At 66.2% G+C, this 13520-nt stretch carries 14 protein-coding genes and 1 pseudogene; 11 read left to right on the top strand and 4 right to left on the bottom strand.

The window, feature by feature from the left end; translation table 11 throughout:
• Positions 1 to 86: 86 nt before the first annotated feature.
• From AC1DW9_RS11535 to AC1DW9_RS11485, 11 genes and pseudogenes are all read left to right on the top strand, one after another.
• Positions 87 to 1073, top strand: a complete 987-nt coding sequence (locus AC1DW9_RS11535; protein ID WP_441505863.1) for a LysR family transcriptional regulator — start codon at positions 87 to 89, stop codon at positions 1071 to 1073.
• On the top strand, positions 1070 to 2539 hold the full coding sequence (locus AC1DW9_RS11530) for an NAD(P)-binding domain-containing protein (RefSeq protein ID WP_441505864.1): 1470 nt from the start codon (positions 1070 to 1072) through the stop codon (positions 2537 to 2539). The genes AC1DW9_RS11535 and AC1DW9_RS11530 overlap by 4 nt, the downstream gene beginning before the upstream one ends.
• Positions 2526 to 3158, top strand: coding sequence for a 2-hydroxychromene-2-carboxylate isomerase (locus tag AC1DW9_RS11525; RefSeq protein ID WP_441489838.1), 633 nt, complete (start codon positions 2526 to 2528; stop codon positions 3156 to 3158). The genes AC1DW9_RS11530 and AC1DW9_RS11525 overlap by 14 nt, the downstream gene beginning before the upstream one ends.
• Positions 3159 to 3169: 11 nt before the next feature.
• On the top strand, positions 3170 to 4138 hold the full coding sequence (locus tag AC1DW9_RS11520; protein ID WP_441489837.1) for a tripartite tricarboxylate transporter substrate binding protein: 969 nt from the start codon (positions 3170 to 3172) through the stop codon (positions 4136 to 4138).
• Positions 4129 to 4626: a tripartite tricarboxylate transporter TctB family protein gene (locus AC1DW9_RS11515; RefSeq protein WP_441505865.1), complete on the top strand. Its 498-nt coding sequence runs from the start codon at positions 4129 to 4131 to the stop codon at positions 4624 to 4626. Before AC1DW9_RS11520 ends, AC1DW9_RS11515 begins: the two co-directional genes overlap by 10 nt.
• Entirely contained in the window at positions 4623 to 6140 is a 1518-nt protein-coding gene (locus tag AC1DW9_RS11510) for a tripartite tricarboxylate transporter permease (protein WP_441505866.1), read from the top strand. The genes AC1DW9_RS11515 and AC1DW9_RS11510 overlap by 4 nt, the downstream gene beginning before the upstream one ends.
• Positions 6141 to 6404: 264 nt before the next feature.
• Positions 6405 to 6524 (top strand): annotated as a pseudogene (locus tag AC1DW9_RS11505) (hypothetical protein); the annotation flags it as partial.
• Positions 6525 to 6543: 19 nt separating this feature from the next.
• Positions 6544 to 6804, top strand: coding sequence for a signal peptidase II (locus AC1DW9_RS11500; protein ID WP_441505867.1), 261 nt, complete (start codon positions 6544 to 6546; stop codon positions 6802 to 6804).
• 100 nt (positions 6805 to 6904) lie between these two features.
• Positions 6905 to 7960 (top strand): L,D-transpeptidase family protein, encoded by a 1056-nt coding sequence (locus AC1DW9_RS11495; protein ID WP_441505868.1) that lies wholly within the window; start codon positions 6905 to 6907, stop codon positions 7958 to 7960.
• Positions 7961 to 7992: 32 nt separating this feature from the next.
• Positions 7993 to 8613, top strand: a complete 621-nt coding sequence (locus AC1DW9_RS11490; protein ID WP_441505869.1) for an SCO family protein — start codon at positions 7993 to 7995, stop codon at positions 8611 to 8613.
• 104 nt (positions 8614 to 8717) lie between these two features.
• Positions 8718 to 9440, top strand: a complete 723-nt coding sequence (locus tag AC1DW9_RS11485; RefSeq protein ID WP_441505870.1) for a GntR family transcriptional regulator — start codon at positions 8718 to 8720, stop codon at positions 9438 to 9440.
• A 3-nt stretch (positions 9441 to 9443) separates the two neighbouring features.
• Here AC1DW9_RS11485 and AC1DW9_RS11480 read toward each other — a convergent pair whose 3' ends face one another.
• From AC1DW9_RS11480 to prpB, 4 genes are all read right to left on the bottom strand, one after another.
• Positions 9444 to 10958, bottom strand: coding sequence for a tripartite tricarboxylate transporter permease (locus AC1DW9_RS11480; RefSeq protein ID WP_441505871.1), 1515 nt, complete (start codon positions 10956 to 10958; stop codon positions 9444 to 9446).
• 4 nt (positions 10959 to 10962) lie between these two features.
• The gene (locus AC1DW9_RS11475) at positions 10963 to 11457 is read right to left on the bottom strand and encodes a tripartite tricarboxylate transporter TctB family protein (RefSeq protein WP_441505872.1); all 495 of its coding nucleotides are present in this window, start codon (positions 11455 to 11457) and stop codon (positions 10963 to 10965) included.
• A gap of 72 nt (positions 11458 to 11529) precedes the next feature.
• The gene (locus tag AC1DW9_RS11470; RefSeq protein WP_441505873.1) at positions 11530 to 12480 is read right to left on the bottom strand and encodes a Bug family tripartite tricarboxylate transporter substrate binding protein; all 951 of its coding nucleotides are present in this window, start codon (positions 12478 to 12480) and stop codon (positions 11530 to 11532) included.
• Between the two features lie 106 nt (positions 12481 to 12586).
• Complete coding sequence (gene prpB / locus AC1DW9_RS11465; protein WP_441505874.1) at positions 12587 to 13519, bottom strand: methylisocitrate lyase; 933 nt, start codon at positions 13517 to 13519, stop codon at positions 12587 to 12589.
• Position 13520: the final 1 nt, after the last annotated feature.

Raw genomic sequence — 13520 nt, 5'->3', positions numbered from 1 at the left:
GCTGGGGATCGCATTCTCATGCACGCTTTCATGCTTGACGCGCATCATGACATAGTTAGCATTCAAAATGGGAATGGTACCATCCAATGGATCTGCGCCAGCTTGAAGCGTTCGCCGCCGTCATATCCGCCGGGAGCATCACCGGCGCGGCGCGGCTGCTCGGCCGCTCGCAGCCAGCCCTGACCCGGCTGATCCAGGAGCTCGAGGAGACGCTGGGTTTCAGCGTGCTTCACCGCAGCGGCCCGCGCGTCACCCCCACCGAGCGCGGACTGCGCTTTCACCAGGAAGTCGAGCCCGTCATCACCTGGCTTCGGCAGCTGCGCGAGCGTGCGGAGGCCATCGCCGCCGACAAGCCGCGCTCGCTCGAGATCGCGGCGATCGCCTCCTTCGCCGCCGGCATGCTGCCCGCAGCCCTGGCGCGGCTCGGCCAGGATGCCTTGCCGGAACAGGTCCATATTCGTGCGGCGCTGGCCGAGCAGGTCGTCCAGTCGGTCGCGACCCATGTCGCCGAGATCGGCGTGACCAGCCTGCCGGTCGATCACCCCGCCCTCGAAATCCACTGGATCGGCGAAGCACCTTGCGTGGCCGCTATCCGCGCCGACGACCCTCTTGCCGCGTCCGGCACGATTCCGCTCGCCTCGATCGAGGGGCGGCGCCTGATCACGATGGCCAACCCATTCCGCTGGCGCAGACGTGTCGACGTCGCCCTCGAGCAGGTTGGCGTCAGGCCGGCCTCGGTCCTCGATGCCAATACCTCCAACACGGCGCTGATGGCCGCGCGCGCCGGCCTCGGCATCGCGATCCTCGAACCGGTGATCGCCTATGGCATGCCGCTCGAGGGCGTCGCGATCCGCAAGCTCGACGTGCCCATCTCCTTCTTCTGGGGCGTGGTCACGCCCTATGGCCGTCCGTTGACGCCCCTCGTCGAAGGTCTCGTCGGCGCGCTGGAGGCCCTCGCCCGCGAGACGCTGCCCGGCTTCGTCAAACACCCTCCCACGGCACGTGACCGACTCCTGGCCGATATCTTCGGCCCGGCCCCAGTCGCAGCCAGAGCAATCGGAAGAACGGCATGAATGCCGCATTGCCGGCCCCGATGGGCCTCCCCGCATTGGAGCAACGCCTCCGTCAGGACCTTGAATGGCTGGAATGGCCGGCGAAGGACTGGGTGCCGCAGCGCGCGTTCAACGGCCAGCGTGTTCGCGACGTCGTCGTGATCGGAGCCGGCATGTGCGGCTTGGCAGCCTCGGCCGCGCTCAAGGGGCTCGGCCTCTCCAACGTGACCGTTATCGACCGCGCCCCCGCCGGCCAGGAAGGCCCCTGGGTGACCTATGCACGTATGGAAACGCTGCGTTCGCCCAAGCAGCTCACCGGCCCCGCACTCGGCCTGCCCGCACTGACCTTCCGCGCCTGGTATGAGGCGCAGTTCGGCCGCACGACGTGGGACGCCCTCGGCAAGATCCCGCGCGGCCTGTGGATGGACTACCTCGTCTGGTACCGGCGCGTGCTGAGCCTCCCGATCGCGAACGCGACCTCGCTCGACGCGGTGACGCCGCTGGCCGACGACATCCTGGCCCTCGACATCTCGGATGCTGAGGGAACACGCACCATCTTCACGCGGCATCTGGTGCTTGCCACCGGACGCGATGGGCTGGGCGGCCCCTGGGTGCCACCGATCGCACATGGCATCGACCGCAAATTCTGGGCCCATAGCGCGGACGATATCGACTTTGCGGCATTGAAAGGCCTGCGGGTCGGCGTGATCGGCGCCGGCGCCTCGGCCATGGACAATGCGGCGACCGCGCTGGAGCATGGCGTTGCCAGTCTCGATCTTATCGTGCGTCGCAAGGATCTGCCGCGGATCAACAAGTTCACCGGCATCGGCAGCCAGGGCGTGGTGCATGGCTTCGCGGGGCTGCCGGACGACTGGAAATGGCGCTTCCTCGACTACGCGCTGAAGGCGCAGACCCCGCCGCCGCGCGACAGCACCTTGCGGGTCTCGCGCCATGCCAATTCCCGCTTCCATCTCGGCAGCCCGCTGCTCGATCTCGCGGAGCAGGATGGCCATATCGTGCTGACCACGTCGAAGGGCGTGCATCATCTCGACTTCCTGATCTTCGCGACCGGCTTCTCGGTCGATCCCGCGCAGCGGCCGGAACTCTCAGCGGTCGCGCCCTTCATCCGCTTCTGGAAGGATCGCTATACGCCGCCGCCAGGGAGCGACAGCGCCGAGTTGCTGCACGCGCCCGATCTCGGCCCCGCCTTCGAATTTCAGGAGAAAGTGCCGGGCACCTGCCCGGCCCTCTCGCGCATACACTGCTTCAACTATCCCGCGATGCTGAGCCACGGAAAGCTCTCGGGCGACATTCCGGCGGTCAGCGACGGCGCCGAGCGGCTGGCCCGCGGCATCGCCCGCGCACTCTTCGTCGCCGATCGCGAGACGCATTACCGGGCCTTGATGGCCTACGACACGCCCGAACTGCTCGGCGACGAATGGCAGGATGCGGACACCGAGCTGGAGGCCAGCCATGCCGGCAGGTGAGCGCCCGCTGGTCGAGGCCTTCTACGGCATCTCCTCGCCCTGGGCCTATTTCGGCGCGCCCAGGCTCTACGACATCGTCGAACGCACAGGCGCGCGTCTCCGGCTACGGCCGATCCGGATCATCGAAGCGAATGGTGGCATTCCGCTCAGGACCCGCCCCGATCCACGTCAGGCCTATCATGCGGTCGAACTCGACCGCTGGCGCCGCCATCTCGGCATGAAACTCAACCTGAAGCCGCGCTTTTACCCGTGCCGGACGATCGAACTGGCGGCACAGGCCGTGATCACCATCGACCGCGCCGGCCTCGATGCGCGCAGCTTCTCCTTTGCCATCCAGCGCGCGCTCTGGGCGGAAGACCAGGATATTGCCGATCTCGATACGCTGAAGGCGATCGCCCGCGAAACGCTTGGCGAAGTCGCGGTACCGCTCGTCGCCAATCCCCAGCAGCCGACGATTATCGCGGCCTGGAACGACAATCTCGCTGAAGCCGAGCGTCTCGGCATCTTCGGCACTCCCACCTACGCCGTGAACGGGGAACTGTTCTGGGGCCAGGACAGGCTCGGGTTCGTCGAACGCGCATTGCTGACCACCTCTCCAACGCCTGCCCCAGCCCCTTGAAGGAGTCGACCATGAAGTCGTTGTCGATCGTTGCCGCACTAGGAACCGCGCTCCTCTTCACCGCAGCGGGCGCTCCGGCCCGTGCCGACTATCCGGACAAACCGATCGAGATGATCGTTGCCTTCGCGCCAGGCGGCGGGACAGACGTCGCCGCCCGCTCGATCGCCCGCTACATGGAGAAATATCTCGGTCCGGGCGCCCGTATCGGCGTCGTCAACAAGCCCGGTGCCGGCGGTGAGATCGGCTGGACTTCGGTCGCCCAGGGCAAGGCGGATGGCTACACGATCGGCTTCATCAACGCGCCGGCGATCAACGCGCTGGTGGTCGAGGGCAAGTCGAAGTTCAAGATGAGCGACTTCCAGCCCGTCGCCAATCTCGTCTACGATCCCGGTGTCCTGGTCGTTCCGAAGAACAGCCCCTATTCCTCATTGAAGGACCTGGTCGACGCAGCCAAGAAGGCCTCGGGCGCCGTCGTCATCGGCACCTCAGGCGCCAGCGGCTCCTCGGAGCATATCGCGCTCCTGAACTTCCAGCGCCTCGCCGATACCAAATTCACCCCCGCCTTCTTCGGCGGCACGGCACCGGTGCGCCAGGCCGTGCTCGGCGGCCATGTCCCGGCCGCGACGATGAATCTCAGCGAGGCCCTGCAGATCGCGCGCGAAGGCACCATCAAGGTCATCGGCGTGATGAGCGCCGAGCGCTCGTCGTATTTGCCTGATGCACCGACTTTCCGCGAAGGCGGCTATGACGTCGTCGTCGGCGCCTCGCGCGGCATCGCGGCCCCGAAGGGCATCCCGGCCGATGTCATCGCCAAGCTGGAAAAGGCGATCGACCAGGCGCTGAAGGACCCCGAATATCTCGATGCCGCCAAGAAGGCCGAGATTCCGCTGCAATATCTCGCCTCGTCAGACTTCAAAGCTTTCCTCGACCGCGCCTCGACCGATCTCGAGGCCACCTGGAAGGCAACCCCATGGAAGTGACGCCCGAGGCATCTGCCCCGCAGGGCCGGTCGCGAAGCCTCGCAGAAATCGGATTCGCCACCATTCTGGTGGCGACCTCCGTCACGGTGATCGCCACGGCCTCGACCTATCCTGCCGAGAGCGCGGCCTATCCGGTTGCGATCGGCATCGGCATGGCCGTGATCGGCTGCTGGATCGCCCTGCGCGAACTCCTCCGGCGGCAGCGGGGCAATCCGATGCAAGGCAGTTTCGCCGAGCACGCCCCTCGCCTCGCCGTCGGTATCGCGGCGCTTGTCGCCTATTTCGCGGCGGTCAGCCTCATCGGCTTCATCCTGCCGAGCCTCGCGCTCTGCGTGCTGCTGCCAGCCGCCGTCGGTTTCCAGCGCTGGCGCCTCTCGGCCATCGTCGCCGTGGTCTGCGTGGTCTCGATCCTGGCGATCTTCGTCTATGCGCTTGAACGTCCGATCCCGCCGGATGTCCTTTCCCCATTTCTGGGACGGCTGAGATGATCGACGCGCTCCTCCACGCCCTTCCGCTTGTCTTCGCCCCGATGAACATCCTTGCGATGTTCATCGGCCTGATCGCCGGTCTGATCGTCGGCTGCCTGCCGGGCCTGACCGTGGTGACCGGCCTTGCCGTGCTGATCCCGCTCACCTTCGGGCTCGATCCGATGTTTGCACTCGGCATGATGGCCGGTATGTACAATGGCGGTTCCTATGGCGGCGCCATTCCGGCCATCCTGATGCGGGTGCCGGGCACCCCGGCTTCGGTTGCGACCGTACTGGACGGCTACAAGATGACCCAGAAGGGTCAGGCAGCCTACGCGCTTCAGGTGGCGCTCCTGTCCGGCGTCATCGGCAGCGTCCTGTCCTCGATCTCGCTCATCCTGCTCTCGCCGCCGCTGGTTTCCTTCAGCCTCATGTTCGGGCCGATCGAGTATTTCTGGCTCGGCATTCTTGGTCTTGCGACAGTCTCGTCGCTGCTCGGCGACGATCTGCCAAAGGGGCTGATCGCCTGCGGCATCGGCCTGCTGATCGGCGCCGTCGGCCAGGATATCTCGAACGGCACCGAACGTTTCACCTTCGGCCAGCTCGACCTGCTCGACGGCTTCAGCGCCATCGTGCTGCTCACCGGGCTATTTGCGGTGCCGCCCGTGCTGCAGATCATCGAGGAGGCGGTGAAGACCGGCATGAGCGGCGACAAGCTCAAGCTGCATCGCCAGGGTTCGGCCCTCAGCCAATGGCGCTTCTTCACGCCGGTCTGGATCCGCAGCTCGATCATCGGCATCATCATCGGCATCCTGCCGGGCGCGGGCGGCAGCATGTCGTCCTTCCTCGCCTATAACGAGGCCAAGCGTGTCGCCCGCAATCCGGAAACCTTTGGCCATGGCAATCCGGAAGGCGTCGCAGCCTCCGAATGCGGCAATGGTGCCGACAACGCCGCCTCGCTGATCCCGGCGCTGGCGCTCGGCATTCCGGGCTCCGGCGTCGCCGCCGTCATCCTCGGCGGCCTGCTCGTGCACGGCCTCAGGCCCGGCCCGCAGCTCTTCCGCGAGCATCCGGACATCGTCTACGGCTTCATGCTGCAATTCCTGGTGACGTCGTTCCTGCTCGCCATCGTCGGCGGCCTGGCTGCAACGCGGATCTTCGGCCAGGTGCTGCGGCTGCCGCGCATCGTGCTCGCGCCGGTGATCCTGCTCTTCGTCACCGTCGGCGTCTATTCGGTCAACAACTCGCTGTTCGACCTCTGGGTGCTGCTCGGCGTCGGGCTGATCGGCTATGTGCTGGAGCGGCTGGACTATCCGAGCGCCCCGATCGTGCTCGGCCTGCTGCTCGGCCCGATGATCGAGAGCCAGCTCCGGCTCGCCTTGACCATCTCCGGCGGCAAGACGACGGCGCTGCTCTCGACCCCGATCGCCGTGACGCTCGCCCTGCTGAGCGCCGCCATCCTGCTGACTCCGGCCTGGCGGATGTGGCGCGAGCGCGGCAAGGCGCCCCTCGTCGAGGGGGCGGAGAGCCGTTAGGCGCCGTTTCGGCGCCTAGCTTCGAGAGTACATGCGAGCCCGGTTCAGGTTGCATCCTGAGCCGGGCTCGCTTCTTCTCGGATGGGCCGACCCGATTCAGGCCCTGCATGAATGTCCTGATCGCGAGATAGCAGGCAGATCGACATTATCCGCTTGAACCTGCAGCCACTCCAGGTCCTACAAGCCTTGCCTCTGAAATAACCAGCCGGAGGCAGAGATGGTCTCATTCAAACGAATCCGCGTCGTCACGCTCGGACAGCCGTGATGCATCGTCATCTCGGACGAGCCCTGCTTTGGGCAGCGCTGGCCTTCGCTCTCGATCAGGTCACGAAATGGCTGATCCTCGATTTCGTCATGGTGCCCCCACGCCCGATCGAGATCGCCCCGTTCCTGAATCTGCGCCTTGGCTTCAATTACGGCGTCAGCTTCGGGCTGTTTCCGCGACACGCTCGAGGCCTGGCCGGATTTGCTGGCCGGAGGCGCACTCGGCAATGCACTCGATCGCTGGCGGCAGGGCGCCGTCACGGATTTCATCGACCTGCATTACCAGGGCTGGCACTGGCCGACCTTCAACGGAGCCGATATCGCCATTTCGGCAGGGGTCGGACTGATGCTGCTCGCCGCCCTTCCGAGCGCTCAGCCGGCGCCGAAGCCGCGCACGTAAGCGTGATCGGGGCTTGATCCTGCTCCGGGGTCAGCCTGTAGGAAAGCGTTAACCTCGCTTCTTCACCTCCTGTCAGCCTTGATCATCCACGCTTCCCCGCATGTCCGCACGTCAACCTCGCCCGCTCCTCGGTCTCGCCCTCGCATTGGCGCTCGGTGCCGTTGCGCTGAGCGGCTGTGTCAGCGGCGAAGGCGACACACGCCATCTCCAGCCTCTGCCGGCCCGTCTCGTGGCCGAGATGTCGGGCAAGGGCATGACGCAGACCGACCCGATCCTGGTGCGCCTCTTCAAGCAGGAAAGCGAACTCGAAGTCTGGAAGCGGGATCGCAGCGGCCAGTACGCGTTGCTCAAGACCTATCCGATGTGCCGCTGGTCAGGGCAGCTCGGCCCCAAGAAGCGCGAAGGCGACCGGCAGGCTCCGGAAGGGTTCTACACCGTCACCCCGGACCTGATGAATCCGCGTTCGCAGTTCTACCTGTCCTTCAATCTCGGCTACCCCAACGCTCTCGAGCAGGCGCAGGGCTATACCGGCTCGGCCCTGATGGTGCATGGCGCCTGCACCTCGGCCGGCTGCTACGCGATGACGGATGAGGGCGTCACCGAAATCTACGGCCTGGCGCGCGAGGCCTTTGCAGGCGGACAGCGCAGCTTCCAGGTCCAGGCACTGCCCTTCCGCATGACGCCGCAGAACATGGCCCGGCATCGCAGCAACCCGAACATCGCCTTCTGGCGCAATCTCAAGGAAGGCTCCGACCATTTCGAGGCGACACGGCAGCCGCCGGCGCTCGCCGCCTGTGGCCGCCGCTATGTCTTCAATCCCGGCGCGGGATCTCGGCCCTTCAGCCCCGATGCGCCCTGCCCTGCCTATGAGGTCGAGCCGACCATCGCCGCGGTCGTGGCGCAGCGCCAGGCCCGCGACGAGCAGCGCTTTGCCGAACTGGTCGGCCATGGCGTCCCAGCGATGAGCTACGCCTATCTCGATGGCGGCATGCACAAGAGCTTTCGCAGCCTCCTGCAGAAACTCGGGCCGGAACGGATGCAGACCATGGTCGCCGGCAAGATCGAGATCAGCCGGCCGGAAGCTGCGCTGGCCGACCCGTACGGCGGCGACCAAGCCGCCGAGGTCGAGACCACGGCCTCTCTTGCCAAGCGATAATCCGGCGAACGCCCACAGACCCGACATCAAGCATGCAAGCTCTCAAGTTCATTCGCTATGGCGCCTGGCTCCTGGTCGGCGTCATCACCTTCGTCAGCGCCGCAATTCTGTTGGGGTGGTGGCAGGTTGACGGTCCAGGGCGCCCATCAACGGAGTTGGCGACGGGCCAGGGTGTCCCTCAGGTCGGTGGCTCCTTCTCGCTGATCGACCACAGGGGAAAATCCGTCACCGACGCCGATTTCCGCGGCAAGCCCATGGCGGTGTTCTTCGGCTTCACCCACTGCCCGGAGGTCTGCCCGACGACGCTGCTCGATATGACCAACTGGCTTTCCAGGCTCGGCCCCGACGCGGACAAGCTGCAGATCCTGTTCATCACGGTCGATCCGGAACGCGACACACCGGAGCAGATGGCGCTCTACCTGCAGTCCTTCGATCCCCGGATCGTCGGCCTCTCCGGCAGTCGCGAGCAGGTCGATGCCGCGATCGGCGCTTACAAGGCCTATGCCAAGCGCATCCCGACCGAGAGCAGCTACACCATGGACCACACCGCGTCAGTCTACCTGATGGACACGCAAGGCCGGTTCAAGACCATGATCGACTATCATGAGGACGAAGCCACCTCGCTCGCCAAGATCAGGCGGGTCCTCGGCTAATCCATGCGCGGAAGGCGCGTGGTCAAGAGCCGGATCATCAAGGAAAATCCCGGCCCCTTGCGCTATGCTGCCATCGTTCCGATTCCGGGAAAGCGCCAGCGACCATGTCAGACAGCGACAGCCAGGACAGCGTCATTACGACGGGCCTGACCGTCCGGCTTTACGATGCGCTTTCACAGGCCATCGTCGCCGGTGAACTTGCGCCCGGCGAGAAGCTGAGCGAACCCGTCATCGCGCGGCGCTACGGCGCCAGCCGGGCGCCTGTGCGCGAAGCGATCCGCCGCCTCCAGGAGCGCGGGCTCGTCACCTATGTCGCCAATCAAGGCGTGCGCGTCGCCGAGCCCAGCGCCGCGGAGTTCCTCGCGCTGCTCGATGTGCGCGAGGCCACCGAGGGTATGGCCGCCCGCCTCGCCGCCGAGAATATGAGCGATGCGGAGATCAGGGCACTCGAAGAACTCGTGGCCGGCCATCGCGACGAGATCGAGCGCAATCCGCTCGGCGCCTATCTGCAGGACGAGCCCGAGGCGGATTTCCATCGGCGCATAGCCAACGGCAGCGGCAATCCGATCCTCGCCGAATTGCTGTGCGAGCAGTTCTATCCGCGGCTGCGCCTGTGCCGGCGTCTGCATTCGACCGTTCGGGGGCGTGGGCGCGAGGCCTGGCGCGAACATGTGCGCATCACCGAAGCTATCAGCCATCGCGACGGCGAGCTGGCCGAGATCCTGATGCGGCGACACATCCGCGCCGCCAGGACTGCCCTGCAGGCGGCGCTGTCCGCGGCCGAGGCGATCCGGCCGGCAAAGCGCCGCGCCGGAGCCAGCGACTAGCGCTCAGCCGGTGGAAATCGCGGGCTCGGTCTTCGGCCGCGACCGAAGCCGGACCAGGATCGGCGGTACGACCAGCACGAGAAGCGCGATGGAGAGCAGCGTCGTGGCGATTGGCGTGCTGACCAGCACGCCCCAGTCACCTTGGCTGACCGCAAGCGCACGCCGCAGCTGGATTTCGGCCTGCGGCCCGAGGATCAGACCGATCAGCACGGGCGCGATCGGGAAATCATAGACCCGCGCCACATAACCGATGAGTCCGAGGCCGCACATCAGCAGCAGGTCCATCCAGGAGGTCGACAGCCCCCAGACGCCGACCAGCGCGAAGACGACGATGCCGCCATAGATATAGTGCCGTGGGATCAGCAGTAGGCGCACCCAGATGCCGACCAGCGGCAGGTTGAGCACGAGCAGGATCAGATTGCCGATATAGAGAGACGCAATCAGGCCCCAGAGCAGATCGGGATTGGTCGCAAACAGCATCGGTCCGGGCTGCAGCCCGTAGTTCTGGAAGGCGGCGAGCAGCACCGCGGCCGTCGCCGTCGAAGGCAGGCCGAGCGTCAGCAACGGCACGAGAATGCCGGCTGCGGCCGCATTATTGGCGGCTTCCGGGCCGGCGACACCCTCGATCGCACCATGTCCGAACTCCTTCGGATGCTTGCTCAGGCGGCGCTCCAGTGCATAGGACAGGAAGGTCGGGATCTCCGTGCCGCCTGCCGGCAATGCGCCGATCGGAAAGCCGATGACGCTGCCCCGCAGCCACGGTTTCCAGGAACGTGCCCAGTCCTGCCGGGTCATCCAGCTCCCGCCCGATAGCGGGTTGATCGCCTCCGGCACGGAGCCGCTGCGGCTAGCCACATAGAGCGCCTCGCCGATCGCAAAAAGCGACACGAGCACGACGGTGAAGGAGACGCCATCGAGCAGTTCGAGCGTTCCGAAGACCATGCGTGTCTGCCCGGTCTGGGTGTCGATGCCGATCGTGCCCAGCGCCAGGCCGAAGAACAGAGCGGTGAAGCCACGCACCATCGACCGGCCCATCACCACGGCCACCGAGGTGAAGGACAAGACCATCAGGGCGAAATAGTCCTCCGGCCCGAAGACGAAGGCGAGTTCCGCGATTGCCGGCGCAAGAAAGGTCAAGGCCAGCGTGCCGATCGTACCCGCGACGAAGGAGCCGATCGCCGCCGTCGCGAGCGCAGCTGCGCCGCGCCCATTGCGAGCCATGCGGTTGCCTTCGAGCGCAGTCATCACCGCCCCACTCTCGCCGGGCGTGTTGAGCAGGATCGAGGTCGTCGAACCACCATAGAGGGCGCCGTAGAGGATGCCGGCGAACATGATGAAGGCCGAGGCGGGCGCGACCTGCGTCGTGACCGGCATCAGCAGCGCGATGGTCAGCGCCGGCCCGATCCCGGGAAGCACGCCGACGGCGGTACCGAGCGCGCAACCGATCAGCGCCCAGAACAGGTTCATCGGCTGCAGCGCGACGGCAAATCCGCCGATCAGCTGGCTCAGGATTTCCATGACTTCACCCAAGCAATGGCAGGAAGGGGCCAAGGCTGATGCCGAGGCGGGAGAAGCCGAACCACGCGACGCTGCCGAGCGTCGCTCCGACCGCGAGGTCGAGCCCGGTCCGGCGCGAGCCGAAGGCATGGGTCACCAGGGTGAAGGCAAGCATCGCGGTCAACGGGAAGCCGAGCCAGCGGATCGTCAGGAGCGGGATGCTCACCCCTGCCAGCGCGAGCAGGAAGGCCGAACGCGAAGGGGGCGCCTCCTCCTCCCCGTCTGGCGACGCGACGAGATCCCCACGTCTCGCCTGGGCGATCAGGACCACGCCAAGGACGGTCAGCCCGATTCCGACCGCCAGGATGATGGCCGCCGGCCCGACTCCGATATAGTTCGTGGTCGAGGCAATGCCGCGTGCACCGTTGAGCCACAGTGCCCCCATCGCGAGCACGCAGAGCCCCAGCCACCATGGCCGCGGCTTGCGGGGCGCATCCTGTCTGCTTGGATTGACCGACATCGTTCGGGCTCCTCGAGAACACGCGTCGGGACCGGCGCGCAACCATCGGTCACGCGCCGGTCCGGCAGGCCGTCATTTCAGGATGCCGACTTCCTTGAGCGCGCTCGACCAGCTCGCATCCTCTGCCTTGAGGAAGGCAGCGAACTGGTCACCCGGGAGATAGGCGTCTTCCCAGCCCTGGGTCTTCAGGGTTTCCTTCCAGACCGGGGTCTGGTGCAGCTTGGCGAAGCGCTCGAGCCAGGTCTTCTTGGCTGCCTCGCTCATGCCCGGCGCGCCGACGAAACCACGCCAGTTGCCGATCTCGACCGGAATGCCGGATTCCTTCAGCGTCGGCGCATTGAGCCCGTCGACCCGCGTCGGGCCCGAGACCGCGATGATGCGGATACGACCGGTCTCCGCAAACTGACGGAATTCCGAGGCGCCGGAAATCGCTGCCTTGATCTTGCCGCCACCGAGAGCCGCCAGGATCTCTCCGCCCGAGAAGGATACGAAATTGATCTTCGCAACGGGAGCCCCGGCATGCTTGGCGAGCAGCGCCAGCATGACATGGTCCGCGCCACCGGCCGAACCGCCGCCGACCGAGAGCGCGCCGGGATCAGCCTTCATCGCGGCGATGAAATCCTGAGGCGTCTTGATCGGCGAATTCGCGGGGACGGCGATCGCGTTGTACTCATTGGTCAGGCGCAGCAGTGGAGTGGTGTCCTTCAGGGACACAGGCGTCTGATTGGTGATGACGCCGCCGACCATGATGACGCCCGTCACCAGGAGCGCGTTGTCGTCGCCCTTTGAGGTGCGGACGAATTCGGCAAGCCCGATCGTGCCGGCAGCGCCGCCCTTGTTGGTGAAGGACGCGCCATCGGTGAAGATCTTCGACTGCGCGAAAGCTGCCATCGTGTGGCGGCCGGCACCATCCCAGCCTCCACCCGGATTGGCCGGGATCATCACCTTGGCCGGCTCGGCAGTGGCCATGCCCGTGCTCAGGACCAGCGCCAGCGCGCCAGTCGTCATCAGACGCCTCAACATCTCGTTTCCTCCCGTGGGTTGCCGCCGCCTTGTCTGGCTGGTCGTGTCTTGCCGCGCGACGCGCGGAACTTGGTCGCCGGCCCCGCGCCGGCTCGCATGCTGGTCGTCAGGCGCTCCGCTCGTGCTGCGGCATGGCTTCCGGCGTGATGGTCGCCACGATCGAGGCATCCAGCGCCTCGTAGTCATGGAGCCCGATGGTCGCGTAGAGTTCGGCGCGGGTCTGCATCTGCTCGACCATGCCATGAGTGCCGCCATCGCGAGCCAGCGCGGCGTAGAGCCGCTCCTGCGCCTTGTTGGCGACCCGCAGCGAGGAGACGGGCCAGATCACCATGCGGTAGCCCATCGCCTCGAACTCGGAGGCGGTGAAGAACGGCGTGCGTCCGAACTCGGTCATGTTGGCGAGCAGCGGCACGCCCGGCACACGGCGCGCGAACTCCCTGAACATCTCGGCGGTGGTCAGCGCCTCCGGGAAAATCGCGTCGGCACCGGCCTCGAGATAGAGCTTTGCGCGTGCGACCGCGCCCTCCATGCCCTCGCTCGCCGCGGCATCGGTGCGGGCGATGACGTAAAGATGCCGGCGGGCCTTCACCGCAGCCGCGACCTTTGCCGCCATGTCATGGGCGTCGGCGAGCTTCTTGTCGTTGAGATGGCCGCATTTCTTCGGCAGTAACTGGTCTTCGATATGGACCGCGCCCGCGCCCGCGTCCTCGAAGGCGCGAACCATGTTCATGACGTTGAGGGCCTCGCCATAGCCGGTGTCGCCGTCGACCAGCACCGGCAAACCGCTGGCTCGCGCCACCTGCCGGATGAAGAAGGCAACCTCGTCGACGGTGATGATGCCGAGATCGGGCAGCCCCATCGAAGCCGTCATTGCCGCGCCCGAGAGATAGAGCGCCTCGAAACCGGCGGCCTTCGCCTGCAGGGCCGCCATGCCGTTATGGCTGCCCGGCAACCGGAGGATGCCACCCTGCCCGACCAGCGCGCGAAAGCGCTCGCCGGCCGGCTGCGAAGGACAATCGGAGGCAACGAGATAGGGCATG

It is taken from the genome of Allobosea sp. P4_E12 (assembly GCF_056401655.1).
The sequence above is the reverse complement of the archived record's forward strand: the minus strand, read 5'-3'. Positions and strand labels throughout refer to the sequence as shown.